The 21,457-nt window shown below is 61.6% G+C and carries 18 protein-coding genes and 1 pseudogene; 9 read left to right on the plus strand and 10 right to left on the minus strand.

All coding sequences use genetic code 11. From position 1 onward, the window contains the following. Positions 1-16: 16 nt before the first annotated feature. From ABIE52_RS05945 to ABIE52_RS05960, 4 genes are read right to left on the minus strand one after another with little or no spacing between them, the layout of a single operon-like run. The gene (locus ABIE52_RS05945; protein WP_007728720.1) at positions 17-823 is read right to left on the minus strand and encodes an ABC transporter ATP-binding protein; all 807 of its coding nucleotides are present in this window, start codon (positions 821-823) and stop codon (positions 17-19) included. Next, on the minus strand, positions 820-1,848 hold the full coding sequence (locus ABIE52_RS05950; protein WP_030536749.1) for an ABC transporter ATP-binding protein: 1,029 nt from the start codon (positions 1,846-1,848) through the stop codon (positions 820-822). The genes ABIE52_RS05945 and ABIE52_RS05950 overlap by 4 nt, the downstream gene beginning before the upstream one ends. Continuing rightward, positions 1,841-2,830: a branched-chain amino acid ABC transporter permease gene (locus tag ABIE52_RS05955; RefSeq protein ID WP_003944088.1), complete on the minus strand. Its 990-nt coding sequence runs from the start codon at positions 2,828-2,830 to the stop codon at positions 1,841-1,843. Before ABIE52_RS05955 ends, ABIE52_RS05950 begins: the two co-directional genes overlap by 8 nt. Before the next feature lie 5 nt (positions 2,831-2,835). Then, the gene (locus ABIE52_RS05960) at positions 2,836-4,146 is read right to left on the minus strand and encodes a branched-chain amino acid ABC transporter permease (protein ID WP_037126618.1); all 1,311 of its coding nucleotides are present in this window, start codon (positions 4,144-4,146) and stop codon (positions 2,836-2,838) included. A 303-nt stretch (positions 4,147-4,449) separates the two neighbouring features. Between ABIE52_RS05960 and polA the strand changes: the two are divergent. Continuing rightward, a pseudogene (gene polA, locus ABIE52_RS05965) lies at positions 4,450-7,198 on the plus strand (DNA polymerase I). 58 nt (positions 7,199-7,256) lie between these two features. Here polA and trxA read toward each other — a convergent pair. Both trxA and ABIE52_RS05975 read right to left on the minus strand, forming a co-directional pair. Next, positions 7,257-7,628 (minus strand): thioredoxin, encoded by a 372-nt coding sequence (trxA, locus tag ABIE52_RS05970; protein ID WP_003944106.1) that lies wholly within the window; start codon positions 7,626-7,628, stop codon positions 7,257-7,259. A gap of 74 nt (positions 7,629-7,702) precedes the next feature. Further along, entirely contained in the window at positions 7,703-8,698 is a 996-nt protein-coding gene (locus ABIE52_RS05975) for a helix-turn-helix domain-containing protein (protein WP_003944097.1), read from the minus strand. 213 nt (positions 8,699-8,911) lie between these two features. On the opposite strand from ABIE52_RS05975, the gene ABIE52_RS05980 reads away from it, so the two are divergent. Beyond that, a complete protein-coding gene (locus ABIE52_RS05980) occupies positions 8,912-9,841 on the plus strand; it encodes a DMT family transporter (protein WP_030536745.1) in 930 nt (309 codons plus the stop codon). Here the strand turns inward: ABIE52_RS05980 and ABIE52_RS05985 are convergent. Beyond that, entirely contained in the window at positions 9,786-10,361 is a 576-nt protein-coding gene (locus ABIE52_RS05985; protein ID WP_080712755.1) for a 2'-5' RNA ligase family protein, read from the minus strand. The two genes, ABIE52_RS05980 and ABIE52_RS05985, sit on opposite strands and share 56 nt — an antisense overlap. On the opposite strand from ABIE52_RS05985, the gene ABIE52_RS05990 reads away from it, so the two are divergent. The 4 genes from ABIE52_RS05990 (at position 10,327) to ABIE52_RS06005 (ending at position 14,217) form a co-directional block, all read left to right on the plus strand. Next, the gene (locus tag ABIE52_RS05990; protein ID WP_030536743.1) at positions 10,327-11,424 is read left to right on the plus strand and encodes an isocitrate/isopropylmalate dehydrogenase family protein; all 1,098 of its coding nucleotides are present in this window, start codon (positions 10,327-10,329) and stop codon (positions 11,422-11,424) included. The genes ABIE52_RS05985 and ABIE52_RS05990 overlap by 35 nt on opposite strands. Positions 11,425-11,630: 206 nt before the next feature. Continuing rightward, positions 11,631-12,503 carry an ABC transporter substrate-binding protein gene (locus ABIE52_RS05995; protein ID WP_024487476.1) on the plus strand — a complete coding sequence of 291 codons (873 nt, stop codon included), beginning with the start codon at positions 11,631-11,633 and terminating at the stop codon, positions 12,501-12,503. Next, on the plus strand, positions 12,503-13,459 hold the full coding sequence (locus tag ABIE52_RS06000; protein ID WP_019748635.1) for an amino acid ABC transporter permease: 957 nt from the start codon (positions 12,503-12,505) through the stop codon (positions 13,457-13,459). Before ABIE52_RS05995 ends, ABIE52_RS06000 begins: the two co-directional genes overlap by 1 nt. Continuing rightward, the gene (locus ABIE52_RS06005) at positions 13,456-14,217 is read left to right on the plus strand and encodes an amino acid ABC transporter ATP-binding protein (protein WP_019748634.1); all 762 of its coding nucleotides are present in this window, start codon (positions 13,456-13,458) and stop codon (positions 14,215-14,217) included. The genes ABIE52_RS06000 and ABIE52_RS06005 overlap by 4 nt, the downstream gene beginning before the upstream one ends. Positions 14,218-14,220: 3 nt before the next feature. On the opposite strand, the gene ABIE52_RS06010 is transcribed toward ABIE52_RS06005, so the two are convergent. Continuing rightward, a complete protein-coding gene (locus ABIE52_RS06010; RefSeq protein ID WP_030536742.1) occupies positions 14,221-15,066 on the minus strand; it encodes a class I SAM-dependent methyltransferase in 846 nt (281 codons plus the stop codon). Positions 15,067-15,403: 337 nt separating this feature from the next. Here ABIE52_RS06010 and rpsA point away from each other — a divergent pair, with 337 nt between their 5' ends. Next, positions 15,404-16,891: a 30S ribosomal protein S1 gene (gene rpsA / locus ABIE52_RS06015; protein ID WP_003944095.1), complete on the plus strand. Its 1,488-nt coding sequence runs from the start codon at positions 15,404-15,406 to the stop codon at positions 16,889-16,891. A gap of 179 nt (positions 16,892-17,070) precedes the next feature. On the opposite strand, the gene ABIE52_RS06020 is transcribed toward rpsA, so the two are convergent. Beyond that, positions 17,071-17,286 carry a hypothetical protein gene (locus ABIE52_RS06020; RefSeq protein ID WP_003944056.1) on the minus strand — a complete coding sequence of 72 codons (216 nt, stop codon included), beginning with the start codon at positions 17,284-17,286 and terminating at the stop codon, positions 17,071-17,073. Positions 17,287-17,445: 159 nt separating this feature from the next. Here ABIE52_RS06020 and coaE point away from each other — a divergent pair, with 159 nt between their 5' ends. Then, on the plus strand, positions 17,446-18,660 hold the full coding sequence (gene coaE, locus ABIE52_RS06025) for a dephospho-CoA kinase (RefSeq protein ID WP_030536741.1): 1,215 nt from the start codon (positions 17,446-17,448) through the stop codon (positions 18,658-18,660). 3 nt (positions 18,661-18,663) lie between these two features. Here coaE and ABIE52_RS06030 read toward each other — a convergent pair whose 3' ends face one another. Further along, the gene (locus ABIE52_RS06030) at positions 18,664-19,182 is read right to left on the minus strand and encodes a ribonuclease FAU-1 family protein (RefSeq protein ID WP_030536740.1); all 519 of its coding nucleotides are present in this window, start codon (positions 19,180-19,182) and stop codon (positions 18,664-18,666) included. A gap of 86 nt (positions 19,183-19,268) precedes the next feature. Between ABIE52_RS06030 and uvrB the strand changes: the two genes are divergently transcribed. Then, positions 19,269-21,431, plus strand: coding sequence for an excinuclease ABC subunit UvrB (uvrB, locus tag ABIE52_RS06035; protein ID WP_007728743.1), 2,163 nt, complete (start codon positions 19,269-19,271; stop codon positions 21,429-21,431). Positions 21,432-21,457 lie beyond the last annotated feature (26 nt).

Genomic DNA, 21,457 nt, shown 5'->3' on the forward strand with positions numbered 1-21,457 from the left:
CATTCTCGTGTCTGTCCTACTTCTCTTTGCTTCCGGCGAGCGTTCCCAAGTACAACTCGATCACCTTGGGGTCGTTCATCAGATTGGCGCCGGTGTCGGTGTACGCGTTCTTACCCTGATCGAGTACGTAGCCGCGGTCGCAGATCTGAAGGCAGCGGCGCGCGTTCTGCTCGACCATGATGACCGAGACACCCGCAGCATTTATCTTCTTGCAGCGGATGAACACCTCGTCCTGGAACATGGGGGACAGGCCCGCGGACGGTTCGTCGAGCAGCAGCACCGACGGATCCATCATCAGGGCCCGGCCCATCGCGACCATCTGGCGTTCGCCGCCGGAGAGTGCGCCGGCCTTCACCTTTCGTCGTTCACTCAGAAGAGGGAACAGTTCACTCACGAAGGCGAATCGTTCCGCGAATGCCTTGGGCCGCAGATAAATGCCCATTTCGAGGTTTTCTTCGATGGTCAGAGTTTGAAAGACGTTCTGTGTCTGAGGGACGTACCCGACTCCCTTCTGAACGAGGACGTGAGCGGGCGCAGACGTGATGTTGTCCTCGCGTAGGGTGACCGACCCTTCGCGTACCGGTATCAGTCCGAACAGTGATTTCAGGAGTGTCGATTTGCCTGCGCCGTTAGGTCCGATGATTCCGACGATTTCCCCTTCCTTCAGGAAGAAGTTGCATTCACGCAGGATGTTGACGCCGGGAATGTAGCCCGCGACGAGGCTGTCGGCGCGGAGCAGGGCACCTGCCGACAGTCGCTGATGCTCCTCGGCCGTCGCGGCGAACTCTGCAGGCGTGAGTGAACGTGCGTGGTTCTCGCTCATGGCTTCTCGTGCCTTCCGCGCGGTTCCTCGGGACTCGATTCCAGCGTCGCGGCGAGATCGGCCGGAAGGTTGTCGACGTCGGGTTCCGACAGGTCCCCGCCTGACTCGAGGGTTTCGACCTCGGCTTCAGCCAGGGCGGCGGCCAGAACGGCCGTCTCGCCCACCGGATTTCCGTTGTCGTCGAACTCGAGGGCCTGGTCATGGTGACTGCCCAGATATGCGTCGACGACGGCTGTGTTGGACGAGAGTTCGACCGGGGTGGATTCGGCGATGACGCTGCCCTGCGCCATGACCACCACCCAATCGCTGATGTCTCGGATCACGTCCATGTCGTGCTCGACGAACACGACGGTCATTCCGTCGTCGCGCAATGACTTGATGTGTCCGAGCAGGCTTTGCGTCAGAGCAGGATTGACCCCCGCCATCGGTTCGTCCAGCATCACCACCGAGGGCGAGGTCATGAGTGCGCGAGCCATTTCGAGCAGTTTGCGCTGCCCACCGGAGAGTGAACCGGCGAGGTCGTCGGCCTTGGTGTCGAGTTTGAATCGTGCGAGGAGTTCGTTGGCGCGTTCGGTGATCTCGCGTTCCTGGCCTTTCCAGATCCACGGGACGAGAGATGCAAAAATGCGTTCACCACGTTGGCCGGTGGCACCGAGACGTACGTTGTCCAGCACGGTGAGTTTGGAGAGCGCCTTGGTCAACTGGAACGTCCGTACCACTCCTTTCCTGGCTACCTGATGGGGATACATGCGGCCCAGCGATTGACCGTCCATCGACCACGTACCGGTGTCCGGCCGGTCGAATCCGGTAAGGAGGTTGAAGAGCGTCGTTTTTCCGGCACCGTTTGGACCGATCAGACCCGTGATGCACCCTCGTTGAATCTCGAGGTGATCGACGTCGACGGCCTTGAGACCGCCGAACGTCCGCGAGACGTTGTCAGCGACCAACACCGGGTCGGGTTTCGCCGATCCGGGAAGGTGAGGAACGTCGGTAAAGATCTGTGCTCTGGTATCGGCGTCAAGCATTGAGTTGCACCTCCCGCTTGTTACCCAGTATTCCCTGTGGTCTGAAGACCATCAGGAGAGCAATCATCAATCCGAGCAGGACATACCTGGTGGCTCCGACCTGTTGTTCGGTCAGCGAGAGCAGCGGATTCTCGCCGGAGATCGCCTGACGCAGCAAGGCGTCAGGGATGGCGAGGAGGAACCAGAACAACATTGCGCCGACCACCGGGCCGAATACCGTTGCCGCCCCGCCCAGAATCAGTGCGCCGAACGCGAAGAACGTCTGCGCTGTCGAGTAGAAGTCCGGGTTGATGGACTTGGTCTGCAAAGCGTTGAACACACCGGCCAGACCACCGATCACGCCGCCGAGAACCAGCGCCTGCATCTTGTACACGAACACGTTCTTGCCCAACGATCGCGCTGCGTCCTCGTCTTCGCGTACCGCCTTGAGGACGCGCCCCCACGGGCTGTGCGTCAACAGGTAGACAAATCCGCACAAGATCAAGACCAGGGTCCACCCGACGACCATCGACCAGAGGTCGTCTCCGTAGAACTTCACGCCGAGAAATGAGTACTGCTTGGCCGAGTCGAAGGGGCTCAGTGCGGTGAACGGGTCTGCGAAACCGAACAGGCCGTTGGTGGAACCGGTCACCGAATCCGACGCGGTCGAGCGGAAGATCAGACGCAGGATCTCCGAAGCGGCGATGGTCACGATGGCGAGATAGTCGGCGCGCAGACGCAGCGTCGGGATACCGAGCACGAGCGCGAGGAGCCCGGCTGCGGTGAGTCCGACGAGGATGCCGAGCCACAACGGCTGGTCGTAGGTCACGGTCATGATGCCGACGCCGTAGCCGCCGAGGAGGGCAAAACCGATCTGACCGAAGTTGAGCAGTCCGGCGTAGCCGAAGTGCAGGTTCAGCCCGATTGCCAGCAGTGCGTAGAAGATTGCCGACGGCCCGATCAGCTGGGCGAAGGAAACCTGGAAAGCTCCCATGATGTCCATGTTCGTCACCCGATCCTTTGTCTGGATCCGAGGATGCCCTGGGGGCGAACCACGAGGATCACGATCAAGACGAGAAGTCCGCCGATGTATTTGAGATCGGGGTTGATGATGAGCGTCGAGAGTTGGACCAGAAGTCCCACGATGACGCAGCCGAGTAGCGCCCCGTACGCGGTTCCCAGACCACCGAGGGTGATTCCGGCGAACATGAGCAGCAACAGTTTGAAGCCCATTTCCCACTGGACGCGTCCGCCGAGTTCGGAGATACCGAACAGCACACCGCCGAGGGCGGCCAATCCGCCGCCGAGACCCCAGACGAACATGATCACGCGCTCGACGTTGATTCCGGACGAAGCGGCGAGGTCACGATTGTCGGAGACGGCACGCATGGCCTTTCCGATGCGGGTCTTCTGCAGAAGCAGTGCGACGCCGACCAGGACGACCAGACTGACGATCATGACTATCGCGTTGGCGTCGGTCAGTGCGATCGGGCCCCAGTTCTTCTCGACCTGGCCCTGGTAGTCGTCGAACGGTTCGGCGCGGTCGGAGAAGAAGATCAGGATCAAGTAGCGCAATGAAATCGCGAGACCGATCGAGACCACCAATTGCGCGATCAACCCGGTCTTGCGCTTACGCAGTGGTTTCCAGACGATTCCGTTGGTCAGCAGGCCGATGCCGATGCCGACGAAGATCGCGAGGATCGTGGCGGGAATCAGCGGAACGCCGAAGGACGTGTTGATCACCCAGGCAGCAACGGCTCCCAACGTCACCATCTCGCCGTGAGCGAAGTTGGTCAGGCCAGTGGTGCCGTAGATCAGGCTCAAACCCACACCGGCGATCGCGATCACGAGGCCGAACCGCAGACCGTCGACCGTCGTGCGGATCAGCTTCTCGCCGAAGCTGACATTCGAGGCGGTACGTACCTCGCCGAACGAGAAGATCACGGTGTTCGCGCGGCCGGCCACCACCTCGCGTTCGACAGCGGCTTGCACACTGACCCCGTCGGGAAGTGTGTCGGCAACGATCTCGAAGGTGTAGGTGCCCGGTGCCACGGCCAGTTCCCAACGGCCGTTCGATGCCGATTCTCCGGTGGCGACTTCCGTGCCGGAAGAATCGAGTGCACGGACGGTGACGCCCTCGAGGCGTGTGCCGCCGTTGTTGAGATTGCCGCTGACGGGGACAGCGTTGTCGGGAACCGGTGCTGTCGGTGTTGCGGATGCTGTCGGGGTCGGCGGTGTAGGGGAAGTGGTCGGTTCCTGAGCCGAAGCAATTCCGGCCAGGCTGAGTAATGCGAAGAACGTCAGTAATGCAAAGGCCAGTAGTCGGCTGAGTGTCGCGAGGGTCTGCCGTTTCACTACGGGTGGGGCCACGTACGTCCTCCGAGCGGGTCGGGAATAGCGCGTCTGGACAAAGGTGCCGCGCAGCACAGGGATTGTTTCGTTGCTGCGATTTCCGGACTCTAACGGCTCCGTTCGCTTCAGATGGGGTTCTGAGATTTCCGGGATGTTTCGGTTCCGTATCGAAGGCCGAAGGCTGCATCAATTGTCCGATTCTTGTGTCTGTTCCTGCGTAAACAACGGCGAAGGCGTCGATGTCGGTCGCGATCCCTAGACTGATGAACCGTGAGCCCCGCAACCACAACTCGGTCCAGCACGTCCACCGCTTCAGCCGGCACCACCGGCAAGGCGGACGATCGCCCTCTTCTGATGCTTCTCGACGGGCATTCGTTGGCATTTCGCGCCTTCTATGCGCTGCCTGCAGAGAACTTCAAGACACACAGTGGGCAGGCCACCAACGCGGTGTACGGCTTCACGTCGATGTTGATCAACCTTCTTCGTGACGAGCAGCCCACCCATCTGGCCGCGGCCTTCGACGTGTCGCGTCAGACGTTTCGCGCCGACCTGTTCCCCGAATACAAGGCGCAGCGCGCGAAGGCTCCGGACGAATTCAAGGGCCAGATCGACATCACCAAGGACGTTCTCGGCGCGCTGGGCATCCCGGTCATGGCCGAGGAAGGTTTCGAGGCCGACGACGTGATCGCCACCTTGACCACGCAGGCGGAGGCACTCGGATACCGGGTTCTCGTCGTGACCGGTGACCGTGACTCGCTGCAACTGGTGACCGACAACGTCACTGTGCTCTACCCGAAGAAGGGCGTCTCGGAGCTCACCCGATTCACGCCGACGGCCGTAGAGGAGAAGTACAGCCTCAGCCCGGCGCAGTATCCCGATTTTGCTGCACTGCGCGGCGACCCGAGTGACAACCTCCCCGGCATCCCCGGCGTCGGCGAGAAGACCGCCACCAAGTGGATCCGTGAGTACGGCGACCTGCAGGGACTGGTAGACAACGTGGACAAGGTCCGCGGCAAGGTGGGCGACTCACTGCGGGAGAACCTCGCGAACGTCCTGCTCAATCGTCAGCTCACCGAAATGGTTCGCGACGTTCCCTTGCCGTACACGCCCGAGCAGTTGGTGTTGGCCCCGTGGGACCGCGAGAAGATTCATGCGTTGTTCGACGATCTCGAGTCTCAAGGTTCTCCGCGATCGACTGTTCGCGACCCTGTCGTCGTCCGAGCCCGAAGCAGAGGAAGGGTTCGAGGTCAGCGGCGACGCACTCGCCCCGGGTGCGGTTGCCGCGTGGCTCGACGCCCACGCACGAACCGGTGAGCGTCACGGCGTGACGGTGCTCGGAACCAGAACTCCGTTCGCCGGCGACGTCACTGCACTCGCGATCGCGGCCTCCGACGGTGAATGTGCATACATCGCGGCGTCGACGGCAACACCGGAAGACGAAGCAGCTCTCGGTGATTGGCTCGCCGACGCATCGCAGCCGAAGGCGCTGCACGAAGCCAAGTGGGCGATCCATGCTCTGCGTGGGCGTGGTTGGACGCTCGGTGGACTGACCAGCGACACTGCTCTGGCCGCGTACCTCGTCCGGCCGGGCCAGCGCAGCTTCAATCTCGACGACCTCTCGCTCCGCTACCTCAAGCGTGAACTGCGCGCCGAAACATCCGGCCAGGAACAGCTTTCACTGCTCGACGACACCGAGCAGCTCGATGCCGAAGCGGCCGAGACCGCGATGCTCAGCGCTCAGGCCGTTCTCGACTTGGCAGCTGCACTGGACACCGAGTTGGAGTCGATCGAATCCAAGTCGCTCCTCTCCGACATGGAACTGCCGTTGACGATCGAGCTCGCTCAGATCGAGGCCACCGGCATCGCCGTCGACAGCGCGCATCTGCACGATCTTCAGAGCCGTTTCGCCTCCCAGGTCGCCGACGCAGCAAACTCGGCCTACGAGGTGATCGACAAGCAGATCAACCTGGGTTCGCCGAAGCAGCTGCAGGTGGTCTTGTTCGAAGAACTCGACATGCCCAAGACGAAGAAGACGAAGACGGGCTACACCACCGACGCCGAGGCGTTGCAGGGTCTGTTCGACAAGACAGGACACCCGTTCCTCGAACACCTTCTCGCGCACCGTGATGCGACGCGTATGAAGGTGACCGTCGACGGTCTTCTCAAGGCCGTAGCCGAAGACGGACGCATTCACACGACGTTCAATCAGACGGTTGCCGCGACCGGACGCCTGTCGTCGACCGATCCGAACTTGCAGAACATCCCGGTGCGAAACGACGCGGGGCGCGAGATTCGCGACGGATTCGTAGTCGGGCAGGGGTTCGACGTTCTGCTCACTGCCGACTACAGCCAGATCGAAATGCGCATCATGGCGCACGTGTCAGGCGACGAGGGGCTGATCGAGGCATTCAACACCGGTGAGGACCTGCACAGCTTTGTCGGCTCGCGCGCATTCGGTGTACCGATCGAAGAGGTGACTCCAGAACTGCGGCGCCGGGTCAAGGCGATGTCGTACGGTCTGGCCTACGGGCTCAGTGCCTACGGATTGGCGTCGCAGCTGAAGATTTCGACCGAAGAAGCGAAGCAGCAGATGGATGCGTACTTCGCTCGTTTCGGCGGCGTGCGGGATTACCTCCACGCGGTGGTCGAGCAGGCACGTAAGGACGGCTACACCTCGACGCTCTACGGTCGTCGTCGCTACCTGCCGGACCTCAACAGCGACAACCGTCAGCGTCGTGAGGTCGCCGAACGTGCTGCCCTCAATGCGCCGATCCAGGGCACTGCGGCCGACATCATCAAGGTCGCGATGATCAACGTGCAGAAGGCTCTCGCCGACGCCGGATTGAAGTCGCGCATGCTGTTGCAGGTGCACGACGAATTGGTGCTCGAAGTGGTTGCCTCCGAGTTGGAGGAGGTCACCGCGCTGGTCAAGGACAAGATGGCCACAGCCATCGAGCTGTCGGTACCTCTGGATGTTTCGGTGGGAACCGGTCGAAGCTGGGACAGCGCGGCTCACTAGGCAACAACGAAAAAGGCTGGGCCGGAATCGGCTTCGATTCCGGCCCAGCCATTTCACGCTATTCAGCAGATGCGGTCTGCTCTGCGATCTGCTTGCGGACCTCGTCCATGTCGAGTGCCTTGACCTGAGTGACGAGCTCTTCGAGCTGAGCGGCGGGAAGCGCGCCGGCCTGGTTGAACACGAGTACGCCTTCGCGGAAGGCCATGATCGTGGGGATGGAGCGGATGTTGGCGGCCGCTGCGATTCCCTGCTCGGCCTCGGTGTCGACCTTGGCGTGAACGACGTCGGCATGCTTCTCCGAAGACGCTTCGAACGTCGGTGCGAACTGGCGGCACGGGCCGCACCAGGAGGCCCAGAAGTCCACGAGGACGACGTCGCTGCCGTTGATCGTTTCGTCGAAGTTCTGCTGGGTGAGAGTCTGGGTGGCCACAGGGGTCCTTTCCATTGTGCGGGCTGTTGGTGTGTGCAACGCCCCGGAACCGCTGATTCTTCCCTGAGCCGATTTCAGCTTGCGTTCTCGGTCGCCCGAAACGTCCGGCGGTAGGCCTGCGGCGTGGTGCAACGCAGACGAATGAAGTGCTGGCGAAGCACGGCACCGCCGCCGAATCCGACGCGTTCTGCGATGACGTCGACGGAGAGGTCGGAATTCTCGAGGAGATGTTGGGCGGCCAGTACTCGCTGATCGCTGAGCCAGCGGGCGGGGGTTGTTCCCGTTTCCGCTTGGAAACGGCGCGCGAACGTGCGCGCGGACATGTTCGCGCGGGCTGCGACCATGCCCACAGTGAGGTCGAGGGCGAGGTTCTCCGTCATCCAGTCGAGGAGCGGGGCAAGGGTTGCACTCGGCGTCGAGGCGAGGGGAGTGGCAACGTACTGGGCTTGCCCACCGTCACGATGGGGCGGCACCACCATCCTTCTCGCGATGCCATTGGCAACGCGAGAACCCTGTTCTTTTCGGACGATGTGCAGGCACAGGTCAATTCCTGCCGCGGTGCCTGCGCTGGTGAACACCGGATCTTCGTCCACGTACAACACGTCCGGATCGACCTTGGCTTCCGGATACGTCTGGGCAAGCCTCTCTGCATGCCGCCAATGCGTCGTGCATCGCCTTCCGTCCAGTAGTCCAGCTGCCCCGAGGACAAACGCTCCGGTGCACAGACTCGCCACCTTGGCGCCCCGGGCTACGGCCTCGTTGAGTTTGACCAACAGGGGATCGACACTCGAGTCGGGACTCGGTGAGCACATGTACGCGTCGCCGGCGTCGTAGGTTCCGCCGGCGGACACGACGATGAGATCGGCGTCGTCGAGAGAATCGAGGTTGTACGGAACATCGATGTTGTACCCGAACCGCGTTCGGATCGGACCCGGAACTGCGGCGATCAGAGAGAAGTCGTACGTGGGGAGGCCGTCGTCGGATCGGTCGAAGCCGAAGACTTCACATGCCACGCCGAGTTCGAACGCCTCGGTCATCGGCATCAGTGGGACCACCACTTTCGCGAGCATCTTTCGAGTGTGACAGAAAAACAGGAAAGTGGCAGAAAATCGTCCAAGTCTGGCTTTTCTGCCACTACTGCCACGTGGGACATTCCGTCAGGCTGGACACATGGCAATCATCGTCGTCAGCGTCTTGGTCCTACTGGTCCTGAACGTACTAGCTCTTGCCGGCCGAACGCCCGACACTCGTCACGACGTCAGTCCGCACGGAGACTTCACCCTTTGAGGGCAAGTCTGGCCTTTCAATACACCGCAGCTGCGGTGGTGTGGGGAGCCAGTTTCCTCTTCATGAAGATCGGGCTCGAAGGTCTGTCCTTCACGCAGGTAGTTCTGTGGCGCTTGGTCTTCGGTGCGCTCGCGCTGGTTCTCGTGTCAGCGGTCAGCCGGATCGGCCTACCGAGGGACTTTCGCGTCTGGAAACACATGGCTTTTCTCGCAGCGACACAATGCATCGTGCCGTGGCTGCTGTTCAGTTGGGCGGAGCAAAACATGTCCTCGGGACTCGCGAGCATCTACAACGCCACCACGCCACTGATGACTATGGCTGTCTCCCTTGCCTTTCTGCCGGGGGAGACGCTGACGCGATACAAATCGCTGGGGTTGCTTCTCGGATTCGGTGGGGTGCTGATCGTATTGGCGCCGTGGAATCTCGGCGTCGGCGGAAGTGTCAGTTCTCAGGTCGCTTGCCTGGGAGCGACTGCCTCGTACGGGATTTCGTTTGTCTACCTCAGACGTTTCGTGCTTCCTCTCGGCGTCGACACCCGCACGGTCGCGTTATTGCAGATCAGTATCGGTGCATTCGTGATGGTTCTGGCCTCACCGGTCATCGCGAATACACCGATGCACCTGACGCCGGCAGTTGTCCTGTCGATGATCGCTCTGGGCGCACTGGGGACCGGGCTCGCATTCATCTGGAACACCAATGTCGTTCAGGGGTGGGGGCCGACTGCGGCGTCCACCGTCACTTACCTCAGTCCAGTGGTGGGCGTCGCTCTCGGCGCAATAGTCTTGAACGAAAGCGTTGGCTGGAATCAGCCGGTTGGTGCACTCACGGTGATCGCGGGAATCCTGGTGACCCGACGTGCAACCCGATCTGTCACAGCGGCGGCGTCAGTAACCACTCCGTCTTCTGTTCGCCGTCCCAGCGCCTGATCGCGCCGCTGCGCCCGTGAATCACGTCGTTACCGACCAGGGCAATGGCTTCACCCAGACGTGCAGGTTCGACGCGTCGGGCGAGCGTCACATGAGGAGTCCACCCGCCGGGCTCGACGTGGGCGGGAAGCGCCGTCGAACCAACGGTTGCCTCGGCTATTTCTCGGTGCAGGTGAAGGAGTGCGCGCGAAGGAATGACCGAGCGCGCCAAGACCATCTGCTTGCCGCCGAACACGATGTAGCCACCGAGTCGGACCTCGAAGTCCGGGGCCGAGAAGCGCCGCTTCAACAGTTCGTCGACCTCCGCGGGGATCTCACGGGCGACGAACAGTGTGATGTGCGGACGGTTGGACGGGCTGTGATGAGAGGCCTGACTTGGTAAACCGGCGTCGGCGAGAAGCTGCCACTGTGCTCGGACTTCCGACTCACTCACTGGATCGAGGAGCAATTCCACCGACTGGACCATGGTGAGCAATGATTGCCTGATGACAGGTGCGAGCGCAATCGGTACTTCGGCCATGCGGCTGGGACTCATGCACGGCGACGGAATCGGCCACGAAATCGTCCCGGCGACACGGCAGATCGTGGATGCGGCGTTGTCAGCGGTTCATGCTCCGCCCGTCGAGTGGGTCGAGCTTCCGCTCGGGAACACGGCCATCGACAGCCACGACACACCGATTCCCGACGAGACCATCGATTCGTTGGGGCAGCTGCAGGGTTGGATTCTCGGACCCCACGACAGTGCGTCCTATCCGGAGAGGTTTCGCGGACAACTCACACCCGGCGGCGTCATCCGGAAGAAGTTCGAGCTGTTCGCGAACATTCGGCCGGCAGCGGCGTTCCCCGGTGTCAAGGCAATGGTCCCCGACATGGATCTGGTGATCGTCCGCGAGAACACCGAGGGGTTGTACGCGGATCGGAACATGGCAGTCGGCAGCGGCGAGTTCATGCCGACGCCCGACATCGCGCTGGCCGTCGGTGTGTTCACCCGCGCTGCGTGTGAACGGATCGCACGCACTGCCTTCGCGTTGGCGTCGCGAAGGCGCAATCACGTCACGATCGTCCACAAAGCCAACGTCCTCACACTGACCACCGGCCTGTTCCGTGACGCCTGCCGAACAGTCGCTGCGGAGTACCCACACGTAGTCGTCGACGACGAGCACGTCGACGCGATGGCGGCGCACCTGGTTCGGCGCGGCGGCGACTTCGATGTCGTGGTGACCGAAAACATGTTCGGCGACATCTTGTCGGATCTGGCGGGCGAGCTGTCCGGTTCACTCGGAACCGCGCCGTCGATCAACGCTTCCGAGACGCAGGTCATGGCTCAGGCTGCGCACGGTGCCGCACCCGACATCGCCGGGAAGAATCGGGCGAACCCGACGGCACTGTTCCTCTCGAGTGCAATGATGCTCGACTGGCTCGGTGATGCGCGTGGCGATCGGTTGTTGTCTGCGGCAGCACGCCGGATTTCAGATGCCGTTCGCACGACCATCGCGTCGGGCATCGCGACCGCCGACCTCGGCGGTTCGGCATCGACCAGCGAATTTTCCGAAGTCGTGTACGCACACACTCTGCGTCGCTGATTCTTGTACGACAGGCCGGAATCTTGCGAAGTCGGCGACGGTGGAACTCCTGCCGTAACCTACCGTTCGACTGAATTTCGGATGGACGTTGCAAGTGCGGCGATCGACGAGTGGAGAGCAGAGTCGTGGTCGATGAAAACGCACGGGCACCAAGGCCACGTGGCGTGAGTTATGGCTCGAGCAGTGGCGGGCGTATCCGCGCCAACGTGGTGCGAGTCTTGTTGGTGGGCTTGATCGTCGCACTGTGCGGCGGGTGTGTGACCAACAACGAGGGTCTCGTTCCGGAAGGGCCGCCACTTGATGTCCAGAAGGTGCCCGAGATCGCCGCACTTCTGCCGTCCAAGGTCACGGATTCGGGCAAACTGCAGGTCGGGGTCAACATTCCTTACGCGCCAAACGAATTCAAGGACGCGGACGGCAACATCGTCGGTTTCGACGTCGACCTGATGAATGCCGTTGCCGCCGTGCTCGGGGTCGAAGCTGTCTTCAACCAAGCCGACTTCGACAAGATCATCCCCGCTATTCAGTCGGGAAGCTACGACCTCGGCATGTCTTCGTTCACCGACTCCAAGGAGCGCGAGAAGACGGTCGACTTTGTCACGTACTACAGCGCGGGTATCCAGTGGGCCCAGCGGCCGGACAAGCCAGTCGATCCGAACAATGCGTGCGGGCTTCGGGTGGCGGTGCAGACCACGACCACCGAGGACATCGACGAGGTGCCCGCCAAGAGCGAGGCCTGCGTGGCCGAGGGCAAACCCCCGATCGACAAGATCAAGTACGACAGCCAGGACGACGCGGCCAACGCGCTCATTCTCGGTCGAGTCGACGCGCTGTCCGCTGATTCACCAGTGACCGGCTATGCGATCAAACGGAGCAAGGGCCGGATGGAAGCTGCGGGAGAACCCTTCGATTCGGCGCCTTACGGCTGGCCGATCGTGAAGGGCTCCGCCCTCGGTCCCGCCCTGCAGCAGGCAATGCAGTACCTGATCGACAACGGTGTCTATCAACAGATCGCGCAGACCTGGAGTGTCGAGGCCGGCGTCATCGAAGTATCCAAGATCAACGGCGCGGAAAGCTGATGAACATGACAACAACTGAGACCGGCGATCCGGTGCCGATCAAGGCAATTCCACTACGCAGACCTGGTCGTTGGATTGCCGCGGTCGTCGTCGTGGTCCTCTTCGGACTGTTCGTTTACGGCGCGGCGACCAACGAAGCCTTTGCATGGGGGACTTACGGTCAGTATCTGTTCGACAAACGCATCTCCGCTGGTGCGTGGACAACGATCCAGCTGACGGTGCTGGCAATGGTGATCGCGATCGTCCTCGGTGTGATTCTGGCAGTCATGCGACTCTCTCCCAACCCGGTGCTTCGCGCCGCGGCTTGGGGCTATCTGTGGATCTTTAGAGGAACACCTGTCTACGTGCAGTTGGTCTTCTGGGGCCTGTTCCCGTCGATTTACAAGAGCATCGATCTCGGTATTCCCTTCGTACATCAGTTTGCGCACATCAATCTCCAGGACTTGCAGGCAGCGTTTCTGTTTGCCGTGATCGGTTTGGCATTGAACGAGGCCGCCTACATGGCCGAGATCGTCCGCGCCGGCGTGAGTTCGGTCAACGAGGGCCAGACCGAAGCATCTGTTGCATTGGGTATGACGTGGAGTCAGACGATGCGACGAACCGTTCTACCGCAGGCGATGCGCGTCATCATTCCGCCGACCGGTAACGAGGTCATCAGCATGCTCAAGACCACCTCGCTCGTGACGGCGGTCCCTTACAGCTTCGAGTTGTACGGTCGAGCGCGCGATATCTCGGGCGCCAACTTCGAGCCGATTCCCCTGTTGATGGTGGCGGCGACGTGGTACCTCGCAATCACGAGTCTGCTCATGATCGGGCAGTACTACGTCGAGCGTCACTATTCGAAGGGCGCAACCCGAGCACTGACCACGCGCCAACTTCAGGCACTGGCCGACGCGCAAGGAAAAGCTACGGTAGTGGAAACGCTTCCGGATACCCCCGGAGGAGAACGCAAATGACACCCATGGTGAAAGCAGACCGAGTTTGTAAGAACTTCGGCGCATTGGAGGTCCTGAAAGGGATTTCGCTCGAAATCGACCCCGGTCAGGTCCTGTGTCTCGTCGGTCCGTCCGGATCAGGCAAGTCGACGTTCTTGCGCTGCATCAATCACCTCGAGCAGGTCAACGCCGGCCGACTGTACGTCGACGGCGACCTGGTGGGCTACTCGGAGAAGAACGGAAAACTGTACGAACTTCACCCGCGAGCAGCGGCCAAACAACGCCGCGACATCGGGATGGTGTTTCAGCACTTCAATCTGTTCCCGCACCGCACCGCTCTCGAGAACATCATCGAAGCGCCGACGCAGGTGAAGCGCGTCAGTAAGAAGAAGGCTGTCGAACGAGCGAAGGACCTCCTCGATCAGGTCGGGTTGAGCGCCAAAGCCAACGCCTACCCGGCCCAGTTGTCGGGTGGTCAGCAGCAAAGAGTTGCCATCGCCCGCGCACTCGCGATGGACCCGAAGCTCATGCTGTTCGACGAGCCGACGTCCGCGCTCGACCCCGAACTGGTCGGTGAAGTTCTCACCGTGATGAAGCAGTTGGCCAAAGAAGGCATGACGATGGTGGTCGTCACCCACGAGATGGGTTTCGCCCGCGAGGTCGCCGACCAGTTGGTGTTCATGGACGGGGGAGTTGTGGTCGAGGCAGGCGAGCCGCGGGAACTCCTGGCCAATCCTCAGCACGACCGGACCAAGGCTTTCCTGTCGAAGCTCCTGTAGCCGTCAGGGTTTGACGGCGCTGAAAATTGCAGTGCCCGGAAAGAGTTGGCCGCGCAGGGGACTCCACTGTCCCCATTCGCGGTCCAACCACTCCGGCCATTCGGGCTCGATGATGTCGCGCACCTGAAGTCCGGCGGCGACGATCTCACGAACCCGGTCGCCGATGGTGCGGTGATGCTCGACGTAGGTGGGGACTCCGTTGTCATCGACCTCGACATACGGGGTGCGGTCGAAGTAGGGGAGGGTCGCGGTCAAGCCCTTCGGCCCGGGATCGTCGGGGAAGATCCATCGAATTGGATGGTTTACGGCAAAGACCCACGATCCGCCGGGACGCAGAACCCGGGCGACTTCGTTCATCACTCGCTGCGAATCGGCAACGAACGGGACGGCGCCGAACGCGGAACAGACGATGTCGAAACTCCCATCGGCAAACGGCAGGAGTTCCGCACTTGCCTGAATCAACGGGACTGCCGGCCCGCCGGCATTCATCGCGTCCTGCCCGCGGGCGAGCATCCCCATCGAGATGTCGAGACCGACGGCCCGAGCACCGTGTCCGGCGAGCCATCGGGCGCACGGCGCGGAGCCGCAACCCACTTCCAATATGTCTTTGTCGACTATGTCGCCGAGCAAGTGGTGATCGCCCTCGTGCAGCCCTTCGGGGCACCAGACGAACTCACCTTCCGCGCTGTTCACGCCCAGAAAATCGCCGTGGGTTCGGTGGTAATCGTCGGCGTCGGCGTCCCACCACGCACGGCTGGCGCGGTCGCTGGAACTCGAATCGACACGGACTCGGCCGACGCCGCTGGTACCGAGAATGGAATTGGCAGCGGCATGGCGCTCGTCAGACATGAACAACACAGTAGAACGGGTGATGCGGGCGCAGGGTACCCGGGTTTGCCCGGCAAGATAGCCGACGCGTAGTCTTACTCACGCGAGTGTCTGTCATCCGACCGATTGTCTATACGAGATCTTTACCAAGGTCTCGGAATCAGTCGGACCGAGGGAGCTCGCGGTGCGCTTCCGCGGTGTGGAATGTGATCCGGTATTCGGTTGTTCGTTATTGATGCAGCTGGGTACTTCGATCTAGTACTTCACAAAGTACTTCCAACATTTGTACGCCACAGTTGCGCATCTCGTCCGACAAAATCCATCAACCGACCACAACTCGTCCGGAGCAATTCAACATATGCCCTCCACAACCGTCACCTCGCCGCAGGTTGCCATTAACGACATTGGCTCCGCCGAGGACTTCCTCGCCGCCATCGATGCCACGATCAAGTACTTCAACGATGGCGACATCGTCGAAGGAACCATCGTCAAGGTCGACCGCGACGAGGTTCTGCTCGACATCGGTTACAAGACCGAAGGCGTCATCCCTTCTCGTGAGCTCTCCATCAAGCACGACGTCGACCCCAATGAGGTCGTCTCCGTGGGAGATGCGGTCGAGGCTCTCGTCCTCACCAAGGAGGACAAAGAAGGTCGACTGATCCTGTCGAAGAAGCGCGCTCAGTACGAGCGTGCCTGGGGCACCATCGAGGAGCTCAAGGAGAAGGACGAGGCCGTCAAGGGCACCGTCATCGAGGTCGTCAAGGGCGGCCTCATCCTTGACATCGGTCTTCGTGGCTTCCTCCCCGCTTCGCTCGTCGAAATGCGTCGCGTCCGCGACCTCCAGCCGTACGTCGGCAAGGAGATCGAGGCCAAGATCATCGAGCTCGACAAGAACCGCAACAACGTGGTCCTGTCGCGCCGCGCATGGCTCGAGCAGACTCAGTCCGAGGTTCGCAGCGAATTCCTGCACCAGCTCCAGAAGGGCCAGGTCCGCAAGGGCGTCGTGTCCTCCATCGTCAACTTCGGTGCATTCGTGGACCTGGGCGGCGTAGACGGTCTGGTTCACGTTTCCGAGCTGTCTTGGAAGCACATCGATCACCCGTCCGAGGTTGTCGAGGTCGGCACCGAGGTCACCGTCGAGGTTCTCGACGTCGACCTGGACCGCGAGCGCGTCTCCCTGTCGCTCAAGGCAACGCAGGAAGATCCGTGGCGTCAGTTCGCCCGCACGCACGCCATCGGCCAGATCGTGCCCGGCAAGGTCACGAAGCTGGTTCCGTTCGGTGCATTCGTGCGCGTCGAAGAGGGAATCGAAGGCCTCGTTCACATCTCGGAGCTCGCTGAGCGCCACGTCGAGGTTCCGGACCAGGTTGTCGGCGTCGGCGACGATGCACTCGTCAAGGTCATCGACATCGACCTCGAGCGTCGTCGTATCTCTCTGTCGCTGAAGCAGGCCAACGAGGATTACAACGCCGAGTTCGATCCGTCCAAGTACGGCATGGCCGACTCGTACGACGAGCAGGGCAACTACATCTTCCCCGAGGGCTTCGATCCCGAGACCAACGAATGGCTCGAGGGCTTCGACAAGCAGCGTGAAGAGTGGGAGAACCGCTACGCCGAGGCTGAGCGTCGCCACAAGATGCACACCGCTCAGATGGAGAAGACCGCTGCAGACGAGGCCGCTGAGGCTGCCACCGCTGCTGCCGGCTACTCCTCGGAGACGGCTGCTGCAGACGACGCCGAGGCTCCGGCTGCTGCCGGCTCCGCTCCGGCCGAGTCCGCTGGCGGATCGCTTGCCAGCGATGCACAGCTCGCCGCACTTCGCGAGAAGCTGTCGGGCAACGCATAAGGATTACCGCTTGATCTGATCAGGCGAGATCTGTGAAGAACCCCGCCCCTGCACGTGCAGGGACGGGGTTCTTTTCTCTGCCAGGTGTCACTTGCGAGCGAAGAATCAATTCAGTGAGTGAACACAAAAATGACCGGCACCGAGGGGTTGCCGGTCATTTTGTACTTCGTGAAGAGAACTCAGTTTGCGGGAGCAGGCACCCAGTAGGTGGCGGTCGCTTCGGCTGTGCGCTTACGCATCGACGCGAAGCTGTGTCGGCCTTGGCTCACGAGCATCGTGAACCACGTACGACGGTGCTCTGCCAGGGCAAAAGCAACTTCGGGAAACTCTATGCAGTGCACGCCGTTCGGCATTCCGAGGCGGTGCTGACCGTGATGGTCGCGATCTGCTCGCATGGCGTCCACTTTCTCGAGAAGGTGCAGGTACAGGTGCGTTCGCTAGAACATAACCGCACGGTCACCGAAATTGTGGTATTTGAGCCTCGAACGCCCCGGCGTGTTCGATCAGTAGGCGTGTCTGAATCTCTCGGGCGCGGAGATGAGAGACTGTCGAGTGTGTTGAGAGTTGGCCTCACTGGAGGCATCGGAGCCGGTAAGTCGACAGTGTCGAAAATCCTCAGCGAACTGGGAGCCGTCATCGTCGACGCCGACCTGATCGCCCGAGAAGTGGTCGAGCCCGGTACCCCGGGACTTGCCGCTCTGGTCGATGCATTCGGCGACGGGATTCTGTCCGAGGACGGCAGCCTCAACCGACCCGCGCTGGCGTCGTTGGCGTTTGCCGACGACACGTCACGCGGAACTCTCAACGGCATCCTCCACCCACTGATCGGTGCGCGGACGATGGAGCAGATTTCGTCTGCGCCGTCGGATGCAGTGCTCGTTCAAGATATTCCGCTGTTGGTCGAGGGTTCGATGGCGCCGGCATTCAATCTGGTCGTCATCGTTTACGTCGACGAGGAGGAACGAGTTCGACGCTTGGTGGGCTCGCGCGGCATGCCTGAATCCGACGCTCGTGCGCGCATCGCAGCGCAGGCAAATGACGATCAGCGTCGTGCTGTTGCCGACGTGTGGCTCGACAACAGCGGAGAGCCGGGTTCACTCGACGACGTGGTCCGCGACTTGTGGGCGAATCGACTTGTTCCCTTCGAGAAGAACCTCCGCGAGGGCACGGTAGTGCGCGCACTGCCCGAGCTGACTCCAGCCGACCCGTCGTGGCCGGCGCAGGCCGAACGAATCATCGGCCGGTTGTCGTTGGCGTCCGGTGACCGCGCGCGCCGTATCGATCACATCGGATCGACCGCAGTGCCTGGTCTCGATGCCAAGGACGTGATCGACATTCAGATCACTGTCGAGCACCTCGGCGTTGCCGACGACCTCGCGGAAGATCTGGCCGCTGCCGGGTTCCCCCGGATCGAGCACATCGTCGCCGACGACCCGAAACCGTCGTACCTCGGTGGCGAGACCGATCCGGCAGTGTGGGCGAAGCGGATCCACGGGAGTGCCGATCCAGGGCGCCGCGCGAACATTCACATTCGGGTGGACGGTTGGCCAGGTCAGCAGTTCGCGATCCTGTTCCGCGACTGGCTTCGCGCCGATGCGTCGGCGCGTGCCGAATATGCCGAACTCAAGGTCAAGGCAGCCGAGAGTGCCGCAGGCATCGACGACTACGCCGCTGCGATCGACGCCTACCTGGGAGTCAAGACGCCGTGGTTCGACGCCGCTTTCCACCGGGCATGGGAGTGGGCCGAGAAATCAGGCTGGTCCCTCTAACCACTAGCGCCACGTGACCGGCATGCCCACCGAGGTGAGCCAGGCGTCGAGATCGTGACCGTGGGCGGCGATGCCGTCGATAGCGCGGGCCGCGTTCAGCATCGCACGCTCTGACGTCTTCGGGTCGAGAATCCCGGCGGTGTTCGCCGCGAGCAATTCGTCGACGTCGAGCAATTCGACGCTGCGTCCGGTCTGCACAATCAGGTCGAGGTAGTGGTCCTCGGACGTCCAGACCTGGTCGCCGCGGATGAAGTCGCCGATGTCGACATAGAAATCCCAGTCTCGGATGTGTTCCGGGGTGAAGTGCAGGATCGACGCCCGAATTCCGAGTTCGGGAATGATCCAGGACTCCAGGTAGTGAAACCGGGGATGGTCGGCGTGACGCGCCATGTACAACCCCCACGGTTGTTCGCGGTAGTGCTCGACCGGGCGAACGAAGCCCTTGGGATCGACGTTGGTGCGAGCTGCGATGTCGAAGGTTTCGACCTTCGGCCGGTGAATGTGGGGACGTTCCTCGCTCATGGTCGAAGAACCTACCGCCGAACTGCATTTTCGGCTGAACGCGGACGAGCGGGCATTGTGTCGGTAGGTGCGCTTACCCTGGTTTCATGGCGTTTGCTTCCGAACATCCCGTGGTCGCGCATTCCGAGTTTCGGCCGGTTGGTGACATCGAGCGCTCAGACGCGCGCTTCGAGGTCGTCAGCCCGTACGAACCGGCAGGCGATCAGCCGGCAGCTATCGCCGAGCTGGAGAAACGGATCAACGAGGGGGAGAAGGACGTAGTCCTCCTCGGTGCGACCGGTACCGGTAAGTCGGCCACGACTGCGTGGTTGATCGAGAAGCTGCAGCGCCCAGCTCTGGTGATGGCTCCGAACAAGACTTTGGCGGCTCAGCTCGCGAACGAGCTTCGGGAAATGCTACCCAACAACGCGGTCGAGTACTTCGTCTCGTACTACGACTACTACCAACCCGAGGCGTACATCGCCCAGACGGACACCTACATCGAGAAGGATTCGTCCGTCAACGACGATGTCGAGCGGCTGCGCCACTCGGCGACGTCCAGCCTTCTGTCACGACGGGACGTGGTCGTGGTGGCTTCGGTGTCGTGCATCTACGGCCTCGGTACACCGCAGTCGTACCTCGATCGCTCGATTCAGCTGGACGTCGGTGTGGAGGTACCGCGGGATGCGTTCCTGCGTCTGCTCGTCGACGTTCAGTACAACCGCAACGACATGGCGTTCACGCGAGGTTCGTTCCGCGTGCGCGGCGACACGGTCGAGATCATTCCGTCGTACGAAGAGCTGGCGGTCCGCATCGAATTCTTCGGTGACGAGATCGAGGCACTGTACTACCTCCATCCACTGACCGGTGACATCGTTCGCCAGGTCGACACGGTTCGTATCTTCCCGGCGACGCACTACGTCGCCGGCCCTGAACGCATGGAGCGTGCCGCCAAGGACATCGAGGCGGAACTCGAAGAGCGACTCGCCGAGCTCGAAGGCAAGGGCAAGCTCCTCGAGGCTCAGCGTCTGCGCATGCGTACGCAGTACGACCTCGAGATGATCAAACAGGTCGGATTCTGCTCCGGCATCGAGAACTACTCGCGCCACATCGACGGCCGTGGCCCTGGAACTGCCCCCGCAACCTTGATCGACTACTTCCCGGAAGATTTCCTTCTGGTCATCGACGAGTCGCACGTGACGGTTCCTCAGATCGGCGCCATGTACGAGGGCGATATGTCGCGCAAGCGAAACCTGGTCGAGTTCGGATTCCGGCTACCGTCGGCAACAGATAACCGCCCTCTGACTTGGGAAGAATTCAGTCAGCGGATCGGTCAGACCGTCTACTTGTCGGCGACACCAGGTAAGTACGAGTTGGGTCAGTCCGGCGGTGAGTTCGTCGAGCAGGTGATCCGCCCGACCGGATTGATCGATCCCGAGGTCATCGTCAAACCCACCAAGGGACAGATCGACGATCTCGTTCACGAAATCCGCGAGCGAGCGGAACGTGACGAGCGTGTGCTGGTCACCACGTTGACCAAGAAGATGTCGGAAGATCTGACCGATTACCTGCTCGAACTCGGTATTCGCGTCCGCTACCTGCACTCGGATATCGATACGCTCCGGCGAGTCGAGTTGCTCCGTCAGCTCCGCCTGGGGGAGTACGACGTGCTGGTCGGCATCAACCTCCTGCGTGAGGGACTCGACCTTCCCGAGGTGTCGCTGGTCGCGATTCTCGATGCCGACAAAGAAGGTTTCCTACGTAGCTCCACCAGCCTCATTCAGACGATCGGCCGAGCGGCTCGAAATGTATCCGGTCAAGTGCACATGTATGCGGACAAGATCACCGCTTCCATGGCGCAGGCCATCGAGGAAACCGAGCGACGACGCGAGAAGCAGGTCGCCTACAACGAGAAGATGGGCGTCGACCCACAACCTCTACGCAAGAAGATCGCGGACATTCTCGATCAGGTGTACGAGGAGGCAGAGGACACTGCGGCGTCCGTGGACGTCGGTGGTTCGGGTCGCAATGCGACGCGTGGTCGGCGTGCGCAGGGTGAGGCCGGTCGTGCGGTCAGTGCGGGTGTGTACGAGGGGCGCGACACCAAATCGATGCCTCGCGCCGAATTGGCAGATCTGGTCAAGGAACTCACCGATCAGATGATGAACGCTGCCCGCGACCTTCAGTTCGAGTTGGCTGGGCGATTGCGAGACGAAATCTCGGATTTGAAGAAGGAGCTTCGAGGAATGGACGCCGCGGGTCTCAAGTAGGTCGCCTCGCGTGCGTTCGTGCTTTC

The organism is Rhodococcus sp. OAS809 (assembly GCF_040546695.1).
In the GTDB taxonomy this organism is placed as follows: Bacteria; Actinomycetota; Actinomycetes; order Mycobacteriales; family Mycobacteriaceae; genus Rhodococcus_F; species Rhodococcus_F qingshengii.

What these genes read in the sequence shown, in the direction of transcription:
- ABIE52_RS06010 (WP_030536742.1), bottom strand. Translation starts at nt 15,066, where the DNA reads ATGTCTGACGAGCGCCATGCCGCTGCCAATTCCATTCTCGGTACCAGC.
- ABIE52_RS05975 (WP_003944097.1), bottom strand. Translation starts at nt 8,698, where the DNA reads ATGCTCGCGAAAGTGGTGGTCCCACTGATGCCGATGACCGAGGCGTTC.
- ABIE52_RS06000 (WP_019748635.1), top strand. Translation starts at nt 12,503, where the DNA reads ATGAACATGACAACAACTGAGACCGGCGATCCGGTGCCGATCAAGGCA.
- ABIE52_RS06030 (WP_030536740.1), bottom strand. Translation starts at nt 19,182, where the DNA reads ATGAGCGAGGAACGTCCCCACATTCACCGGCCGAAGGTCGAAACCTTC.
- ABIE52_RS05985 (WP_080712755.1), bottom strand. Translation starts at nt 10,361, where the DNA reads ATGGCCGAAGTACCGATTGCGCTCGCACCTGTCATCAGGCAATCATTG.
- ABIE52_RS06005 (WP_019748634.1), top strand. Translation starts at nt 13,456, where the DNA reads ATGACACCCATGGTGAAAGCAGACCGAGTTTGTAAGAACTTCGGCGCA.
- uvrB (WP_007728743.1), top strand. Translation starts at nt 19,269, where the DNA reads ATGGCGTTTGCTTCCGAACATCCCGTGGTCGCGCATTCCGAGTTTCGG.
- rpsA (WP_003944095.1), top strand. Translation starts at nt 15,404, where the DNA reads ATGCCCTCCACAACCGTCACCTCGCCGCAGGTTGCCATTAACGACATT.
- ABIE52_RS05955 (WP_003944088.1), bottom strand. Translation starts at nt 2,830, where the DNA reads ATGGACATCATGGGAGCTTTCCAGGTTTCCTTCGCCCAGCTGATCGGG.
- ABIE52_RS05945 (WP_007728720.1), bottom strand. Translation starts at nt 823, where the DNA reads ATGAGCGAGAACCACGCACGTTCACTCACGCCTGCAGAGTTCGCCGCG.
- ABIE52_RS05950 (WP_030536749.1), bottom strand. Translation starts at nt 1,848, where the DNA reads ATGCTTGACGCCGATACCAGAGCACAGATCTTTACCGACGTTCCTCAC.
- ABIE52_RS06020 (WP_003944056.1), bottom strand. Translation starts at nt 17,286, where the DNA reads ATGCGAGCAGATCGCGACCATCACGGTCAGCACCGCCTCGGAATGCCG.
- ABIE52_RS05990 (WP_030536743.1), top strand. Translation starts at nt 10,327, where the DNA reads ATGACAGGTGCGAGCGCAATCGGTACTTCGGCCATGCGGCTGGGACTC.